Genomic DNA, 17,390 nt, shown 5'->3' with positions numbered 1-17,390 from the left:
TCGGAGCGTCACGCGACAAACTGGGGGTTCTGACCCGGAATGTAAACCGGGGGACGGGAAATCGGGCGGTTTGAGGCCGTTCGAGACGCAAAAAGCGCCCCGGAGGGCGCTTTTGACGATTTTCAGGGCATTGGGCCTTACAGCTGCGCTGCGACCTCTTCGGGCACGTCGAAATTGGCGGTGACGGATTGCACGTCGTCATCGTCTTCGAGCGTGTCGATCAGCTTCATCAGCTTCTGGGCGGTCTCGAGGTCGACCTCGGTGCGGTTCTGGGGCTTCCAGATCAGCTTGGCTTCCTCGGCCTCACCCAGTTCCTTCTCCAGCGCGTCGGAGACATCCGAGAGGTCTTCCATCGTGCAATAGATCCAGTGGCCTTCGTCGTCGCTCTCGACGTCTTCGGCGCCAGCCTCGATCGCGGCCATCAGCACGGTCTCGGCATCGCCCACGGAGGCGGGATAGATGATCTCGCCCATCCGGTCGAACATGAAGGACACCGAACCGGTGGTGCCCAGATTGCCGCCGTTCTTGGTGAAGGTGGAGCGCACGTTCGACGCGGTGCGGTTGAGGTTGTCGGTCATCGCTTCGACGATCACCGCGATGCCCTCGGGGCCGTAGCCCTCGTAGCGGATCTCGGTATAGTCATCGCCGTCGCCCGCTTGCGATTTCTTGATCGCGCGGTCGATCACGTCTTTCGGCATCGACTGGGACTTGGCCGCTTTCACGGCGAGGCGCAGGCGCGGGTTCTTCTCGGGATCGGGGTCGCCCATCTTGGCGGCGACCGTGATCTCCTTCGAGAGCTTGGAAAACATCTTCGAGCGCGCCGCATCCTGCTTGCCCTTGCGGTGCTGGATGTTGGCCCATTTTGAGTGGCCTGCCATGGGTATCTCCGTTCGGAATAGTCGCGAAATCGACCCCGTATAGTGCGCAACGGGGGGATGATTCAAGATAGATGGGTGGCGGGCGGTGCCGGGCGCCCGCCATTGCCGATCAATGCGGCAGCTTGAGGACCCCGTCGGGCTGGCTGCGCGAGGGGATCGGCTCGGGCGTCTTGAAGTTCCAGCGGCGGCCTTGCGCGTCCTTCAGCGTGACCTCGGCATAGGGCTGGAAGATATTGCCGACCCCGACGCCGCCGAGATAGCTCGGCTCGAACCGGGTCACCTGATAGCGCATCGGATGCGGGCACCCGGCCAGATCGCCGGTATACTGGCCCGAGATATTGGCGCGGCAGACCGTGCCGTCAATGAAGGAGACACGCATCACGGTGCCCTGAAAGGTCACCCGGTCGGGCCAGGAGGGCGCGCGGGTGCCCTGCCCCGGCACGCAGGCGGCGAGCGCGAGCGGTGCGAGAAGCGACAGGGCGGCGAGACGGGCGGCAAAGCGCATGGGGGAACCTCCTCAGAAGGGCCAGATCAGCGGGATCAGCAGGCAGGCGGTCAACCCGGTCACGATATCCATCGGGATGCCGACGCGCAGGAAATCGGTGAACTTATAGCCACCGGGGCCATAGATCATCATGTGAGTCTGATACCCGATCGGCGTCGCGAAGGCCACCGAGGCCGAGAACATCACCGCCACCGCGAAGGGCCGCGGATCGAGCCCGAGGGCAGCAGCCAGCGAGATCGCGATCGGGGTGTAGATCACCGCGACCGCGTTATTCGACAGCAACTCGGTCATAACGAGACCGAGGAAATAGACCACGATCAGCGCGAGTTGCGGCGGCAGCATCTTCAGGAAGGGCGCCACGCCCGAGACGATCAGCTGGACCGCGCCGGAATGCTCCAGCCCCGCGCCGACCACGAGCATCGCGAAGATCAGCGCAAGCAGGCGGCCCTCGATGAAGGTGAAGGCCTCGTCGGTGTCGATGCAGCGGGTCACGAGGATGCCCGCCACCGCCACCATCGCCAGCGCGAGGATCGGGGCCACGCCAAGCGCTGCGAAGATCACCACCGCGCCGAGCGCGCCCATGGCAAGCGGCAGATGCGAGCGGCGATAGGCGCGTGCCTGCGGTTTGGACACGTCCACGAGGTCCATGTCAGAGGCCAGACGCGCGATATCCTCGGGGGCGCCTTCGAGCAGCAGCGTATCGCCCACCACCACGATCAGATCGTCGAGCTGGCGGCCGATATTCTGGTTCCGGCGGTGCGCGGCCAGCGTGTAGACGCCGTAGCGGCGGCGCAGGCGCATATCGCCCAGACGCTGCCCGATCATCCTGCAGCCGGGCGAGATCAGCACCTCCACCGTCTCGGTCTGCACCGAGGACAGCTTGTCGACCATGCGCAGGTCGCGGTTCTTCTGCATCCCCAGAAGCTCTTCCATCTCGGAGCGCAGAACCACGCGGTCGCCCGCCATCAGCTCGACCGAGGCGAGATCGCGGCGCAGCGACGCATCGCCGCGCAGCACGTCGATCACCCGCACGCCCTCGCGCTTGAACGTGTCGGTCTCCAGCACCGACTCGCCGATCAGCCCGCTTTCCTCCGGGATCGCGACCTCGGTGAAATATTTCATCTTCGGACGGTCGCCGAGCATGAAGGAGAGCGATTGCCGCTCGGGGATCAGTTTCGGCGCGAAGATCGCGAGGAACGTCCCGCCGACCAGACAGATCGCGAAGCCCAGAGGTGCGATCTCGAAGATCGTGAAGGGCTCCATCCCCCGGCCCCGCACGACGCCATCGACGAGAATGTTGGTCGAGGTGCCGATCAATGTGATCATGCCGCCCATCACCGTGACATAGCTCAGCGGCATCAAGAGCCGCGACGGCGAGAGGTTCAGCTTGCGCGCGACCTGAATGAAGACCGGGATCATCACCGCGACGACCGGCGTGTTGTTCATCACCGCGCTTGCGAACATCGTGACCCCGAACATCAAAAGCACGGTCAGCTTCGGGTTTTGGTCGATCCGCGATTCCGCATAGCGCGTCATCGCGTCGAGCGCACCGGTCCGAACCAGGGCGCCGACGATCAGGAACATGAAGGCGATGGTCCAGGGCGCGGGGTTCGACAGAATCGCGGCGGCGTTCTCGTAGGGCACGAATCCGAAGATCAGCATCAGGGCCGCGCCCGCCATGGCGGTGACCTCCGGCGGCCATGTCTCGCGGACGAACATGACGAACATCCACCCCACGACGAGAAGGGCCGCGATGGCGGTCTCGGTGCCGGTGAAGGGCAGTTGGATCATGTCAGGCTCTCGCGTAAGCGCATCGGGCCGATACTATCGACACGTGTTGCACGAGCAAGCGCGCTCTGCCCGCGGCAGAGGAAATTTCCACGTAACGGCATGAGGTTCGGGCAACTCGGGACGCGAACGACGCTCAGATTGGCACCGATTGTGCGAGCCTGCCGCCGGTGCGCACTGCCTCGCAGCGGGTGGCGCGCCCGGTCTTGTCGTCGGTCTCGACATAAAAGCCGCAGAGCGTCACCGGACCGCGGGCGGGCGAGAAGCGTTCCTTCGCCATGCCGGTCACGAAACGGCGCATCGGTTCGGCCTTTGCCATGCCGATGACGGAATCGTAATCGCCGCACATGCCCGCATCGCTGAGGTAAGCCGTGCCCTTCTCGAGAATCTGCGCATCGCCGGTGGGCACATGGGTATGGGTGCCCACGACGACGCTCGCGCGCCCGTCGCACCAATGGCCCATCGCCATCTTCTCCGACGTCGCCTCGCAGTGGACATCCACCAGGGCTGCCTGCACCGCCCCGCCCAGCGGGTAGCGTTTCAGTTCCGCCTCGATGGCCGAGAAGGGATCGTCGAAGGCGCGTTTCATGAACACGTTGCCCAGCACCTGCGCCACCAGCACCTTGCGCCCGCGCCGGTCCTGGAACACCCGCGCGCCCTTGCCCGGCGCTTCCTTGGCGTAGTTCACGGGGCGGATGATGCGCGGCTCGCTCTCGATGAAGCGCAGCATGTCCTTCTGATCGAAGGCGTGATCGCCGAGCGTCACGACATCCGCGCCCGCATCCAGCAGAAGCTTCGCGTGATCGCCGGTCAGCCCCATGCCGCCCGAGGCGTTCTCGCCATTGACCACGACGAAATCGAGGCGCCACTCCTCGCGAAGTTTCGGCAGGGTTTCGGTGATCGCGGCGCGGCCCGCGCGGCCCATCACATCGCCAAGAAAGAGTATCTTCATGGCCCGATTAGATAGAACGCGGCGCTGGGGAGAGCAATGGGCGGCGCACACCGCTTGCATGATGATGATGACGATTTCTCATCCACGCGCGTCGGTTGCGGGCTTTGCTCTGGCCCGCTTGGGCCCTAGAACGGGGGCAAGGAAAACGGGAGCGCGATATGGCCGACGACGTGCAGGTGATCTTTACCCCCTCTGGAAAGCGGGGGCGCGTGGCGCGTGGCACGAGAGTGCTCGCGGCGGCGCGCAAGCTGGGGGTCGATCTCGATTCCGTCTGCGGCGGGCGCGGCGTGTGCTCGAAATGCCAATGCACGCCCTCCTTCGGGGATTTCCCGAAACTCGGCCTGCATGTGGAGCCGGACGCGGTCAGCCCGCTCAACGCGGTCGAGGAACGCTATGACCGGATTCGCGGGCTGAAACCGGGGCGGCGTCTGGGCTGCCAGACGGAGATCCTCGACGACGTGGTGATCGACGTGCCGCCCGAAAGTCAGGTCCACAAACAGGTCGTGCGCAAGGCAGCCTCCGAGCGCGTGATGGAGATGGATCCGGCGACGCGGCCCGTCTATGTCGAAGTCGCGGAACCGGATATGCACCGCCCCGAGGGCGATCTTCAGCGGCTTTCGCAGGCGCTAGAAAAGCAATGGCAGATCAAGGGCGTGCGCGCCGATCTTGATGTGCTTCGGATGCTGCAGCCCGCGCTGCGCAAGGCCGAGTGGAAAGTCACGGTCGCGATCCACGATGCGGGCGACGGGCCGCGCGTGACCGGCATCTTCCCCGGCGTGCGCGAGGTGCCGCTATATGGGCTGGCGATCGACCTCGGCTCGACCACCATCGCGGGGCATCTGGTCGCGCTCGATGATGGGCGGGTGCTGGCGAGCGCGGGCGTGATGAACCCGCAGATCCGCTTCGGCGAAGACCTGATGAGCCGGGTCTCCTACGTGATGATGAACCCCGGCGGCGATCAGGAAATGACCAACGCGGTGCGTGACGCGATGGGCGATCTTGCGCGGCAGCTGGCGGGCGAGGCGAAGGTCGAGACCGGTGAGATCGTCGAGGCGGTCGTGGTCTGTAACCCGGTCATGCACCACCTGCTGCTGGGGATCGATCCGGTGGAGCTGGGTCAGGCGCCCTTTGCGCTGGCAACCTCGGAAAGCCTTGAATTCGCGGCACGCGAGATCGGCATCGAGGCCAGCGCGGGCGCACGGGCCTACATCCTGCCGCTGATCGCGGGCCATGTCGGCGCGGATGCGGCGGCGGTTGCGCTGTCGGAGGCCCCGCAGAAGCGCGACGACCTGTCTCTGATCGTCGATGTCGGCACCAATGCCGAGATACTTCTTGGGAATAAACAACGGGTTCTGGCCTGTTCTTCACCCACCGGCCCCGCCTTCGAGGGCGCGCAGATCTCCAGCGGCCAGCGCGCCGCTCCGGGCGCCATCGAGCGCATCGAGATCGACCCCGCGACCAAGGAGCCGCGCTTCAAGATCATTGGCAATGACCACTGGTCGACCGATCCCGAATTCGGCACGCCCCGGATCACCGGCATCTGCGGCTCGGGCATCATCGAGGCCGTGGCCGAGATGCGGATGGCCGGGATCGTGGACACGTCGGGGCTGATCGGCTCGGCCGAGCAGGTCGGCACGCCGCGCTGCGAGCCGTACGGGCGTACCCATGAATACGTGATCTATGACGGCGGCGAGGAAGGCCCGCGCATCACTGTCACCCAAGGCGACATCCGCGCGATCCAGCTGGCGAAATCCGCGCTCTATGCGGGCGCGCGTCTGCTGATGGACGAGATGGGCGTAGACACGGTCGACCGCGTGGTGCTGGCCGGTGCGTTCGGTGCGCATATCTCGCCCAAACACGCGATGGTGCTGGGGATGATCCCGGATGCGCCGCTGGGTCACGTCACCTCGGCGGGCAATGCGGCGGGCACCGGGGCGCATATGGCGCTGTGCTCGGTGAAGGCGCGGCGCGAGATCGAGGCGCAGGTGCATCAGATCACCAAGGTCGAGACCGCGATCGAGCCGCGCTTCCAGGAGCATTTCGTGGCCGCGAACGCGCTGCCGCACGCCACCGCCCCCTTCCCCGAGTTGCGCAAGATCGCACCGCTTCCGGAGGTCAGCTTCAACACCGGCGGATCGGGCGAGGATGGCGGACGCAGGCGCCGCAGGCGCGGCTGAGGCGGGCCTGCGGGCCTCGCCTCGGGGCGCTGCGAAGCGTCCGATTTCAGGCCGGATCAGGCTGCACACGGTTTCGTGATAGGACATAAGTGATCGGCTCGCCCCCGGCGCGCCGTAACCCTTGTGCTTTGGCGGGAACAACCGTCGCTCAACAGGGAAGGAAAACCTATGTCCATGAAATTCCGCGCACTCGCCGCATCGCTCACCGCAGCTGCAACGCTGGGCCTTGCCCTGCCCGCGCTGGCAAACCCGATGGTCGGTGGCGCGAAAATGTATGAGAGCAAGCCGATCGCAGCCAACGCCTCGGCCGCTCCGAACCTCACCACGCTGGTCGCCGCGGTGAAAGCGGCGGGCCTCGTCGACACGCTGGCAGGCCCCGGCCCGTTCACCGTCTTCGCACCGACCAACGCGGCCTTCGACAAGCTGCCCGCGGGCACCGTCGACACGCTGGTGAAGCCGGAAAACAAGGAAATGCTGACGCATATCCTGACCTGCCACGTCGCCAAGGGCGTGATCACCGCCGAGAACATCATGGCGACCGTTCAGAGGGGCAACGGCATGGCCACGATCGAGACGCTCGGCGGCTGTAACCTGACCGCGATGGTCAAGGATGGCATGGTGATGCTGAAGGATCCGAAAGGTGATGTCGCGACGGTTCAGACCGCTGATGTGAAGCAGTCGAACGGTATGGTTCACGTGATCGACACTGTGCTTCAGCCGAAGATGTAAATCGACCCCGCGCCTCGTCTCCCTTTTTTCGCGCGGCGCCTGGCGTCCGGTGAGGTCCTTCTCGCCGGGCGCTTTTTTGTGAGCGCACCCGAGGACGCGCGCGATCCCTCTTGACCGTGGCTTTCGGCTGGAATACCTCTGCGCTCGCACCATGCGGGTATGATGTAATGGTAGCCTGTCAGCTTCCCAAGCTGAACGCGCGGGTTCGATTCCCGCTACCCGCTCCAGCTCCCTCGAAATCGTAAGAGACTGATTTCTGGTGAAAATCACACCAGAGACTGAGCATGCCGCCATTTCGCTGCGAAACGGGAAAACGGACAGTACGCGGGAGAATGGAGGATCAGCGGCAAGCCAAGTTCGGCATCTCCCTGCTTCCGTCACCAAGACACCTGGGGACATTTCACCGAGTCGCCCTCCCTCAGACCTAGGGCATGCCCTTCACGCGGCCAAACCGCTTCTGCGCGGCGATCCGGAACGGGGCGTTGGCCGCACCGAACCCCTCGTAGCCGCCCCGCCTTTCGAGGATTTCGAAGAACATGCCCCCTGCGAAGGGCCGCGAGTAAAGCTGAAGAAAGGCGCCATGCGCATCCTCGTCATAGAGGATGTTCGACGCGCGCAGCCGCTCCAGAAATTCCGGCGACAGGTCGAAGCGCGCTTCGAGATCCGCATAGTAGTTGGCCGGCATCGGCAGCGGGTCGAAGCCCAGATCGGCCAGCGCGGCGGCGGTCTTGAGCATATCGTCGGTTCTCAGAGCCACATGCTGCACCGAAGCGCCGAAGCCATGCGTCAGGAAATCGCCCGCGAGGGTGCGATGGGTCTCGGCTCCGTTGAGCGTAACCTTCAGACCCTTTCCATCGGGGCGCGCGCGCGATGCGATGGCTTGGCTGCGCACGAGCCCGTCCGGGTCGATCACGTCGACCATCGGGGCTTTCTGCATGTCGAACAGCGTCGTGTAGAACAGCGCCCAACTGAGCATTTCGTCATATTCCATCGTCTGCGCCACATGGTCGATGGAGGTCAGGCCAGCGTCGCGGTTCGACATGTCTTCTGCGGGCTCGAACTCGACGTCCCAGACTTCGCTGAGACCGCTCGAGGCATCCACGAAATGCAGCACCGAGCCCCCAAGCCCACGGATCGCCGGGATGTCCAGTTCCCCCGGCCCGACGGGCTGCGAAAAGGTCTTGGCGCCGAGCGCTCGCGCACGCGTGACCGTCGAGGCCGCATCCGCGACCTTGAGGCCGATGTCGCAAACATTGGTGCCGCGCGCGGTCCAAGTGGACGCTGCGAAGCCCGTTGTCTCGGCATTGATAAGAATGCGGATATCGCCCTGACGCCAGACTTCCAGCATCTTGTTGCGATGCCGCCCCGACATGCGGAAGCCGAGAGTCGTGAGCAACGTCTTCAGCGCCTCCGCCTCCGTGCCCTGCGCCGCGAACTCGATGAACTCGACCCCGTCCACGGCGACGCGCGCCGGAATCTCGCTGATCTTGTCTTCCAGCCCGGGCTCGGTGCGCCGGACGTCATCCATCAGCGCCACCAGTGAGCGATAGCCGTCGCGTGCGATGGTTCGCGTCGGGCCGCCGCGGAACTGGTCGTTGAAAATCTCGAGGCTGGCCGGTCCGTCATAGCCGGTGGCCATCACGGCGCGCATGAAGCCTGTGACGTCCAGGTCGCCCTCGCCCGGCATGTTGCGGAAGTGGCGCGACCAGTAGAGCAGGTCCATATCGATCGCCGGAGCATCGGCAAGCTGGACGTAGAAAATCTTGTCTCCCGGGATCCGCCGTATCGTATCCGGGTCGATCTTGCGGGCGAGCGTATGGAAGCTGTCGAGGATCAGGCCGACATTAGGATGATCGGCCCGGCGCACGACTTCCCACGCGTCGCGGTGGTCCCAGACATGGCGCCCCCATGCCAGCGCTTCGAACCCGACGCGGACGTCGTAGCCTGCGGCAAGCTCGCCCAAGGCGGCGAAATCGTCTGCCATGCGATCGATCCCGCCAAGCGCCTCGGGATGGACCGAGGAACAGACCAGCATGTCGCGGGTGCCGAGCTCGCGCATGAGCTCGAACTTATGCTCGGCGCGTCTCAAAGCGCGGTGGCGTAATGGCTCCGGCAGACCCTCGAAGTCGCGGAAGGGTTGGAAGAGGAAGATCTCCAGCCCGTGATCGCGCACCATCTGGCCGACCTCGCGCGGCCCACCGTCATGGGCGATGAAATCCTGTTCGAAAATCTCGATCCCGTCGAAGCCCGCAGCGGAGATCGCCTCCAGCTTTTCCTGCAACGTTCCCGAGATCGAGACAGTGGCGATGGCGGTTTTCATGGAAGGCCTCCTTTCAGGATGTGGCCGGGTCGGTTTTCGCGAGGTCGCTGCGCAAGCGGGCGACGTCGAGCGGGAGACCCGTGAAGAGCTTCCAGGCATCGACGCCCTGCCAGATGAACAGCTCGTAACCCGAGATGACCTGCAGGCCCGCCGCCTGTGCCACAGCGAGGAATTCAGTCTCGACCGGCGTGTAGACGGCGTCGAAGGCCCATGCGCCGGTGATTGCGGATGCCTCAAGTGGCGAGCCCGGATGGCCGGTCATGCCGACCGGGGTCGCGTTGATGAGCCCCTCGGCGCCTTCGGAAATCTCGGCGGCGTCCCGCCCCACGGTGACGCGAAGTCCCGGTTTCGCCGCTTCGAGTTCCGACGCGAGAACCTCGGCCTTCTCGATGTCGTGGTCGGCAAGGCGGATCTCGGCGGCATCGAGCGCAACCAGCGCGAAGGCGATGGCTCGCCCCACGCCGCCGGTGCCGATAAGCAGGGTGGCTCCGGGCGGAGTGCCCCCTCGCGCGGCGCGGTAGGCGGAGATGAAGCCGGAGTGATCGGTGTTGTGGCCCTCGGCTCCGGTGGGTTCGAAGAGGACGGTATTCACCGCGCCCAGGCGCCGCACCATCGGGTCGGAGATGCGGACCAGCGCCGCCACCTTCTCCTTGTAGGGATAGGTGATGTTGAGCCCCCGATAACCCTGTGCGGCGCAGTTGGCAAGGATCGTCGCGTGATCCTGACCAAGCTCGCGCGGGACAAGCCGGTCATAGGTCACCTTCCGTCCGTTCTGCAGCCCTGCCAGCCGGTGCAGGCGCGGGGCCTGCGAGACGGCGATATTGTCGCCGATCAGACCCAGCCGGATGACTGCATCGTCCGACGCCGCCTCGGAAGGGCTCTCGGGGGCAGGCATTACTTGGCGCCTTTCACGAGTTGGGCGATCCGGGTGATCGCGAAGCCGTAACCGGCGATGCCGAAGCCTTCTATCTTCGCCGTCGCCGCTTTCGAGACGTAGGACGGGTGGCGGAATTCATCGCGCCGGAACAGGGCCGAGACGTGAACCTCGAAGATTGGCCCGTCGAAGATCAGCAGGGAATCGAGGATCGCGATTGAGGTCGAGGTGAAGCCCGCCGGATTGATCAGGATGGCGCAGGCGTTGGTGCGGGCCCATTGGATCCAGTCGACGATTTCGCCCTCGTGGTTGGATTGGCGGAAGTCGATTTCCATCCCCGCCGCGGCCGCTGCGTTGCGGCTCAACCGCTCCGCATCTTCGAGCGTGTCGTGCCCGTAGATCTCGGGCTGGCGCGTGCCGAGCAGGTTCAGGTTGGGGCCATTGATGACCAGGATCGGAAGGTCTTTCTGGGCCATGTGAGGTCTCCTGATTTGCGGCCTGTCAGCCGCCGTAACCGTAAAGCCGGGGCAGCCACAGCACGGTGCCCGGCACGAAAGTGATGATCGCGAGTCCGACGATCATGATGATGAGGAAGGGAACGAGATGCCGGATCGTCTGGCCGATCGGGGATTTGGTGATCCCGCTGACCACGAAGAGCAGCAACCCGTAGGGCGGCGTTGCGAGCCCGATCATCGTGTTGACCACGACGACCACCCCGAAATGCACCGGGTCTACACCGAGCGACACGGCTGTCGGCAGCAGGATCGGCACGATTACGAGCAGGATCGCATTGGCTTCCAGCAGGCATCCGAGAACCAGCAGGAGCACGTTGACCAAGAGCAGAAAGGTGACCCGGTCGAGCTGCATGTCACCCAATGCGCCGCGGATCTCGTTCGGGATCTGCTCGACGGTGACCACGTAGTTGAAAGCCAGCGCCCCTGCGATCAGGATACCCACGCTCGCTGTAGAGCGCGCGGATTGGCACACGGTCTCATAGGCCGCGCGCAGGCTGACGGAGCGGTAGAGGAAGGTCGAGATCAGGAAGGCATAGAGCGCGGCGAGCGCGGCCGCCTCGGTGGGCGTGGTGATGCCGCCATAGATGCCAACCAGAAGTATCACCGGCATCAGCAATGCGGGTACGGCGCGCAGCGTGATGCGGGGCATCTCGCGCACCGGCACGGGCACTTCCACCGGGAAATCGTGGCGTCTCGCCTGAATGGCGTTCATCACCATCAGCAGAAGCGCGAGGATCAGACCGGGCCCCACGCCGCCGAGAAAGAGGTAGCCGATCGAGGTGTCGGAGACGAGCGCGTAGAGCACCATCGGGATCGAGGGCGGTATGATCGGGCCGATGATCGCGGCGGCGGCGGTGATCGCCCCGGCATAGGCGGGCGGATATTTCCCGTCCTTGGTCATCAGTTGGATGATGATCTTGCCGATCCCCACCGCGTCGGCGATGGCGGATCCAGACATGCCCGAGAAGATCAGCGACGACACGACGTTGACATGGCCAAGCCCGCCCCGGAAGCGCCCCACCAGCGCGCGGCAGAAATCCAGCAGCCGGTCGGAGAGCGAGCCGATATTCATCAGGTCAGCCGCAAAGATGAACAGCGGGATCGCCAGCAGGACGTAGGAGCCGTAGAGCCCGCGCAGAACCTGCTCGGCGGCGATGCTCATGTCCTGTTGTTCGAGCAGAAGATAGAGGATCGAGGCCCCCAGCATGGCATGCCCAATCGGCAGGCCGACGATGGCAGTGGCGACGATGGCTGCCACGGCGAGGGTGAATTCCCAGCTCATTCGGAGAAATCCTTGCGCGCGACATGCGTCAGATCAGGGTTGTCATCTTCGGGGCCCTGGCCGCGCAGCTCTTTGATCAGAATCCAGCCGTAGCGCAGGATCGTGACCGCCGTGAAAATTGCGAAAACGGAGAAGACGTAGCTGAAGGGGATCTTCATATAGGCCGTCTTTTCGATCTTCATGAAGGAGATGTAGCTCAGGACATCCGGCAGCGAGGCCGCATAGATTCCGACGACGAAGATCGAGAACAGGATGCGGAACACGCGGCGCACCTTGGGCCGGACCGCGCCGTAGATGATGTCGAAGCGGATCTCGTCTTCTTCGCGCGCTGAGACGGATTGCCCCCACAGCACGACCCAGAGCCACGCTATGACGCAAAGCTCGACCGTCCAGCCGACGGGGTGGTTCAGGACATAGCGCATGAAGACCTGGACGATGAAGGCCAGGAACATGGCGGCCAGAAGCAGCGCCGGAACGGCGTCGGCCAGACGGCGCGCTACGTTCCGCCAGCGGCGGCTCGTGTTTTGCATCGGTTTGCCTTTCGAGGGGCGAGAGGCCGGCATGGCCCCCGCCCTCAACTTGTCGGGGTTCAGGCCTCGATCGCGTTGATCTGTTCGAGCATCCCCTCGGGCCAGCTCTTGGCGAAGTCGCTGGCGAGATACTTCTTCTGGGCGTAGTCCCGGAAGGCGGCGCGGTCGGGTTCGTAGACCTCGAGGCCCTGTTCCTTGAAGAAGTCCACCAGTTCCTGCTCGCGCTTGAGGTGCTCCTCGGTGCTGGCGGCGATTTCCTTGTCCACGGAGTCCTTGAGCAGCTTTTGCTGATCGGCGCTCATATCGTCCCAGACCTTCTTGGAGATACCAAGCACGTCGAAACCGACGAGGTGGCTGGTCAGGGCGATCTGGCTCGTGACCTCATAGAACTTCATGTTGTAGTCGTTCGGCAGCGGGTTGTCCTGACCGTCGATCGCCCCGGTCTGGAGCGCGGTGTAGACCTCGGAATAGGCCAGCGGCGTCGGGCTGGCGCCGATCGCCTCGCCAAGGAACTGCCACGCGTCGCCGCCCGGCATGCGCAGGGTCATTCCCTTCAGATCCTCGGGCGTGTTGATCTTCTTCTCGGGCTTCAGGTTGACCTGACGCGCGCCGAAATAGACCGGCGCGAGGACATGGAGCCCAGCCTGCGCCGCGAGATCGTTCAGCTGCTTGCCCACGTCGCTGTCGAAGACGGCTTTCATATGGGCCGCATCGCGCAGCACGTAAGCGGCAGTCAGGATCGACCATTCCGGCACCTGATCGGCCAGCTTCTGCGGCGCGACGAGGCCCATTTCCAGCGTCCCGCGCTGGATCGAGGTCAGTTCACCCCCCTGCGGCACGAGCGTCGACTGGTTGTAGACCTGCAGGTCGAAATCCTTGGCGACATCCTCGGAAATGCGGGCGAAGGCCTTGGCGCGAATGTCGTTATTCGACACCACCGAAGACAGGCGGAGCCGTTGGCGATCTTGAGCGAATGCAGTGCCTGCCATCAGGGTCGCGGCTGCACCAGCGGCCCCTGTCGCCAGCACGCTGCGGCGAGTCAATTTGGTCATAGTTCCTCCCTTTCGCCGCATCGAAAGCGGCTCATTCAATTCGGCATCTCAAATTTCATATGTCAACTTTAAAAATATCATACATTTTTATTTTTGACGGGCAAAATCACGAGCGGGTGTTCTTCTCCACCCGCTGCCCCACTGTCAGACGCCGTCGTGTGAAGGGTTCAGGGAACGCGACCGGTCGCCAGAATGTGGTCGACGCCGCTTTCGACATGGGAGATCAGCAGCTCTACGGCCGCATCCGCATCGCGGGCCAAGGTCAGGTCGCGCAGGCGAATGTGATCTTCCTTCGCCTTCTCGCCGCGGAATTCCAGAATGATCATGTGATAGCGCATGAAGCGATCGAAGACCGAGGAATGCGTGCGCATCAGGTTCGGCCTGTCGCATGCCGCGATCATCGCGAAGTGGAAATCCCAGTCGTGACGCACCCAGGGTTGCACCGGCCCGTCGCCGCCCGCGATCAGCTCGCGCTCGATCGTTTCGAGTTTGTAATGCGAAGACACGACGCCCGCTTCCCACTCTATGTCGCCATTCGCGATGGACTGGCGAAGAGCGTGGGTCTCGAGCAGCAGTCGCAGGTCGGCCAGATCCCGCAGGTCGGCCTTGCTGATCGGTGCCACCTCGAAGCCGCGCTGCCCCTCGGCGGTGACGAGCCCCTCATTCGTCAGGCTACTGAGCAATTCGCGCAGGGTCGTTACGCTGATATCGTATTTCTTGCGCAGCAGATCGAGCTTCAGCTTCTGCCCCGGTTTGAACCGCCCATGCACGATGTCGCCGCGCAGGCGCCGGTGGGTGATGTCACCGACGGTCTCCCCGGGATGTCCACTGATATCGAACTTATGTATCTTCACGTCGCGCGTCGATCTATTGCCATTGCCTTCCGCTTATCGCCTTGCGCGAGGCATCATCCAAGCAATTTATCCGAATTCAGGCGCAATCCGCTGAACGTGCGACAACCTTTGCTACCGAAAAACCACCGGCGACGGCGCAGCCTCATGCAAGCAGCCGAAGGGTTTACGAGCTGTGCAGACACGTCCCTACTGCGCCAGCCCCCGGTAATGCGCTACAAGTTCGCGCGCGTTGTCGGGGTGATGCCTGCGCTGGCCCGCCTCGATCTCCTTTGCCATTTCCACGACCTTGCGGTTCATCGGCGCCGCCTTGCCGCGCGCCTCGAGGAAATCGACCACCAGCCCGTTCACCTCGTCAACCTCGGCGCGACGGCCCTTGCGCCAATCCTGCAGCGAGGTCGTCAGCGTGTCGTCCCTTGAGAAGGTGCGAACGACCTCGTCGAAGATCTCGTCGACATAGCGTTCCGGGTGGTTACTCATTACCGGCGGCATCCCGATGATCGGCATGATGGTGGCGCCGTCAGCGAGTGCTGCCTCCATTGCTTCATAGCCGGCGCGCCGCATCACCTCGAGAAACTCGGGGTCGCGGACACTGTCGCGCATCGCGGTGTCGATGATCGCCGTGGGGATCAGTTCGGCTGCATTCACCACCAGCTTCATCCATTTCGCCGAGCGGATATCGTCCACCACCTGAACGGTGCCGGAATGGCGCAGGATATCGGCGACGTCGTGCACCCGCGGCTGTTGCTCGGGATCGAGCGCCCCGAGCGCAAACCAGCTTTCGTCCGTGTCGTTCTGGCGGGTCGTGATCCCCGGCTCCCACATGTTCGACGCGATCTGGATCACTGCGCCAATCGCGCGATGAGCGCCTACGATATCGGCGATCGCCTCGTGGGTCATGCCGTTCTGCAGCCCCACGACGAAGCCGTCCTCTGCCAGAACCGGCTTGATCATCTCCGCCGCCCAGCGAGTGTCGTAGGCCTTCACCACCATGAAGACGAGATCGAAGGGCTCCTTGATCTCGGCGACCTCGCACAGGTGCAGCGCCTTGACCGGCGTGTGCAGCTGGCGGGTCGGCATATTGACCGTCAGGCCGTTCGCCCGCATCGCTTCGACATGGGCGGGCCATTGGTCGATGAAGGTGACGTCCAGACCTGCGAGCGTGAAATCCGCCGCGATGGAGGCACCCTGCGCACCGGTTCCGATGAAGGCGATGCGGGGAAATGGGGTTTGCTTGGTCATGGATTGCGTCTCCTCGGTTGCGGTCATTGCATGATCATCCCGCCGTCGATCTGCAGGCATTGGCCGGTCATGTAGTCGGAATCCGGCGAGAGCAGGAATGCCACCGTTCCTGCGACATCGGCGGGCGTCGAAGTTCGACCGAGCGGGATTCCGGCGGCGAAGTTGCGCAGCGCCTCGCCCGGCTCGGAAGACACCCCCATTTCCATCAAATCCTTGTCGAGCACCGTCCAGAGGTCGGTCTCCACCACGCCGGGAGCGAAGGCGTTCGCGGTGATTCCGTGCGGCGCGAGCGTGCGCGCAGCCGCCTGAGTCAGGCTGATGACCGCGGCTTTGCTCGCGCAATAGGGGGCGAAATCGCCAAAGCCCGCCCGGCCCGCCATCGAGGCGGTGTTGATGATCTTGCCTTTCCGCTTGCCCGCGATCATCGCCTTCGCGGCCTCCTGAATGCCGATCAGAACGCCCATTCCGTTGACCGTCATGATCTGGTTCCAGTTCTCTTCGGTCGTCTCGAGAAACGGCTGCGGACGGTTGAAGCCTGCGTTGTTGACGATGGCATGGAGAAAGCCGAACTCCGCCTCGCAGGCGGCGATCGCGGCCCGGGTCGCCGCCCGGTCGGTGACGTCGGTCTTGCAGAAAATCGCTCGACCGCCCTCTGCGGTGAGGGCCTTAGCCGCCCCCTCGCCTGCCGCGGCATCGAGATCCGCGATCACCACGCCATATCCAGTCGCCACCGCGCGCCGGCCGATTTCGAAGCCGATGCCCCGCGCGGCCCCCGTGACGACGACGCCGCCCATCTCGTCTCTGTTCGACATGATAGCCTCCCCGCTCACTCAGTCCGGTGCAGCACGAAGTCGTAATTGGACTCCCACAGCGTCTCGCCATTCTCGACCGGGGTGAACTCGGCGATCAGGGATTCCTTGACGCCGAACACCGCATCCGAGGTCAGGTATTTGTCGCCCGCCACGAAAGTATGGGTCGTCACCGGATCGAAGCCCTCGGCGCTGACGATGAAATGCATATGCGCCGGGCGATACGGGTGACGCCCGAGCTTGCCCAGCATCTTGCCCACCGGACCGTCATCGGGGATCGGGTAGGAAACCGGCTTGATGCCCTCGAACCAGTAGCGCCCGTCCGGCCCCGTGGTGAACACGCCGCGATTGTTGTTGCGCGGCTGAATGTCGGGCTGCTGGACGTCGTAGTAACCGTCTTCGCTGTCCGACCAGACATCGATCCGCGCGCCTTCGACCGGCTTGCCGTCGAGATCGGTGACGGTGCCATAGAAGCGGCAAGTCTCGCGCCCGCCCGCTTGTGTGATGTTCGCGCCCATCTCGTATTCCGGCACGCCATCGACGTGGAACGGCCCGAGCACGGTGTTCTCGGTCGCCCCGGTCGGGCGGCGATTGTTGATCGCATCGACCAGCATCGAGACCCCAAGCACGTCGGAGAGCAGAATGAACTCCTGCCGGTTCTCGTCGCAGATCTGGCCGGTCTTGGTGAGGAAATCGATCGCGACATCCCACTCGGCTTGGGTCAGCTCGACGTCCTTGACGAAGGCATGCAGGTGACGGACGAGGCTCGCCATCACGGTCTGGAGGCGCGCATCGGTGCTCTCCGAAACCCGGGCGTTGACGGTTTCGACCGAGGCGTCCTCGGTGAAATAGGCGATCTTCGGCTCTTGGGTCATGTCATTCATTC

At 64.1% G+C, this 17,390-nt stretch carries 16 protein-coding genes and 1 tRNA gene; 3 read left to right on the top strand and 14 right to left on the bottom strand.

Annotation, left to right across the window (positions count from 1 at the left end; translation table 11 throughout):
• Positions 1 to 137: 137 nt before the first annotated feature.
• The 4 genes from ACZ7GB_RS16995 to ACZ7GB_RS16980 all read right to left on the bottom strand — a co-directional run bounded on the left by ACZ7GB_RS16995 (position 138) and on the right by ACZ7GB_RS16980 (position 4,123).
• The gene (locus ACZ7GB_RS16995) at positions 138 to 878 is read right to left on the bottom strand and encodes a YebC/PmpR family DNA-binding transcriptional regulator (protein ID WP_078522874.1); all 741 of its coding nucleotides are present in this window, start codon (positions 876 to 878) and stop codon (positions 138 to 140) included.
• A gap of 109 nt (positions 879 to 987) precedes the next feature.
• Complete coding sequence (locus tag ACZ7GB_RS16990) at positions 988 to 1,383, bottom strand: hypothetical protein (RefSeq protein WP_472159652.1); 396 nt, start codon at positions 1,381 to 1,383, stop codon at positions 988 to 990.
• Positions 1,384 to 1,395: 12 nt separating this feature from the next.
• The gene (locus ACZ7GB_RS16985) at positions 1,396 to 3,174 is read right to left on the bottom strand and encodes an SLC13 family permease (protein ID WP_083078896.1); all 1,779 of its coding nucleotides are present in this window, start codon (positions 3,172 to 3,174) and stop codon (positions 1,396 to 1,398) included.
• 133 nt (positions 3,175 to 3,307) lie between these two features.
• Positions 3,308 to 4,123 (bottom strand): TIGR00282 family metallophosphoesterase, encoded by an 816-nt coding sequence (locus ACZ7GB_RS16980; protein WP_078522877.1) that lies wholly within the window; start codon positions 4,121 to 4,123, stop codon positions 3,308 to 3,310.
• 158 nt (positions 4,124 to 4,281) lie between these two features.
• On the opposite strand from ACZ7GB_RS16980, the gene ACZ7GB_RS16975 reads away from it, so the two are divergent.
• The 3 genes from ACZ7GB_RS16975 (at position 4,282) to ACZ7GB_RS16965 (ending at position 7,256) form a co-directional block, all read left to right on the top strand.
• A complete protein-coding gene (locus ACZ7GB_RS16975; RefSeq protein ID WP_472159651.1) occupies positions 4,282 to 6,300 on the top strand; it encodes an ASKHA domain-containing protein in 2,019 nt (672 codons plus the stop codon).
• A 168-nt stretch (positions 6,301 to 6,468) separates the two neighbouring features.
• The gene (locus ACZ7GB_RS16970) at positions 6,469 to 7,029 is read left to right on the top strand and encodes a fasciclin domain-containing protein (protein ID WP_472159650.1); all 561 of its coding nucleotides are present in this window, start codon (positions 6,469 to 6,471) and stop codon (positions 7,027 to 7,029) included.
• Between the two features lie 153 nt (positions 7,030 to 7,182).
• Positions 7,183 to 7,256: transfer RNA gene (locus ACZ7GB_RS16965), tRNA-Gly, on the top strand.
• A 197-nt stretch (positions 7,257 to 7,453) separates the two neighbouring features.
• Here the strand turns inward: ACZ7GB_RS16965 and ACZ7GB_RS16960 are convergent.
• The 10 genes from ACZ7GB_RS16960 to ACZ7GB_RS16915 all read right to left on the bottom strand — a co-directional run bounded on the left by ACZ7GB_RS16960 (position 7,454) and on the right by ACZ7GB_RS16915 (position 17,379).
• On the bottom strand, positions 7,454 to 9,349 hold the full coding sequence (locus ACZ7GB_RS16960; RefSeq protein ID WP_472159648.1) for a bifunctional sugar phosphate isomerase/epimerase/4-hydroxyphenylpyruvate dioxygenase family protein: 1,896 nt from the start codon (positions 9,347 to 9,349) through the stop codon (positions 7,454 to 7,456).
• A 13-nt stretch (positions 9,350 to 9,362) separates the two neighbouring features.
• Positions 9,363 to 10,244 carry a shikimate dehydrogenase family protein gene (locus tag ACZ7GB_RS16955; RefSeq protein ID WP_472159647.1) on the bottom strand — a complete coding sequence of 294 codons (882 nt, stop codon included), beginning with the start codon at positions 10,242 to 10,244 and terminating at the stop codon, positions 9,363 to 9,365.
• Positions 10,244 to 10,699, bottom strand: coding sequence for a type II 3-dehydroquinate dehydratase (locus ACZ7GB_RS16950; protein WP_078606167.1), 456 nt, complete (start codon positions 10,697 to 10,699; stop codon positions 10,244 to 10,246). The genes ACZ7GB_RS16955 and ACZ7GB_RS16950 overlap by 1 nt, the downstream gene beginning before the upstream one ends.
• A gap of 25 nt (positions 10,700 to 10,724) precedes the next feature.
• Entirely contained in the window at positions 10,725 to 12,020 is a 1,296-nt protein-coding gene (locus ACZ7GB_RS16945) for a TRAP transporter large permease (RefSeq protein WP_078542689.1), read from the bottom strand.
• Positions 12,017 to 12,550 carry a TRAP transporter small permease gene (locus tag ACZ7GB_RS16940; RefSeq protein WP_472159645.1) on the bottom strand — a complete coding sequence of 178 codons (534 nt, stop codon included), beginning with the start codon at positions 12,548 to 12,550 and terminating at the stop codon, positions 12,017 to 12,019. Before ACZ7GB_RS16940 ends, ACZ7GB_RS16945 begins: the two co-directional genes overlap by 4 nt.
• 59 nt (positions 12,551 to 12,609) lie before the next feature.
• Positions 12,610 to 13,602, bottom strand: a complete 993-nt coding sequence (gene dctP, locus ACZ7GB_RS16935; protein WP_347432157.1) for a TRAP transporter substrate-binding protein DctP — start codon at positions 13,600 to 13,602, stop codon at positions 12,610 to 12,612.
• A gap of 167 nt (positions 13,603 to 13,769) precedes the next feature.
• Positions 13,770 to 14,456 (bottom strand): GntR family transcriptional regulator, encoded by a 687-nt coding sequence (locus tag ACZ7GB_RS16930; protein WP_078522949.1) that lies wholly within the window; start codon positions 14,454 to 14,456, stop codon positions 13,770 to 13,772.
• Between the two features lie 186 nt (positions 14,457 to 14,642).
• Entirely contained in the window at positions 14,643 to 15,695 is a 1,053-nt protein-coding gene (locus ACZ7GB_RS16925; protein WP_472159644.1) for a ketopantoate reductase family protein, read from the bottom strand.
• 23 nt (positions 15,696 to 15,718) lie between these two features.
• Entirely contained in the window at positions 15,719 to 16,507 is a 789-nt protein-coding gene (locus ACZ7GB_RS16920) for a glucose 1-dehydrogenase (protein WP_347432156.1), read from the bottom strand.
• 14 nt (positions 16,508 to 16,521) lie between these two features.
• The gene (locus ACZ7GB_RS16915) at positions 16,522 to 17,379 is read right to left on the bottom strand and encodes an intradiol ring-cleavage dioxygenase (protein WP_078571712.1); all 858 of its coding nucleotides are present in this window, start codon (positions 17,377 to 17,379) and stop codon (positions 16,522 to 16,524) included.
• Between the last annotated feature and the right edge of the window lie 11 nt (positions 17,380 to 17,390).

This window comes from Thioclava sp. PTB-PU3-1 (assembly GCF_055666785.1).
Note: the sequence above shows the minus strand (reverse complement) of the source record. Positions and strands in the feature narration are given on the sequence as shown.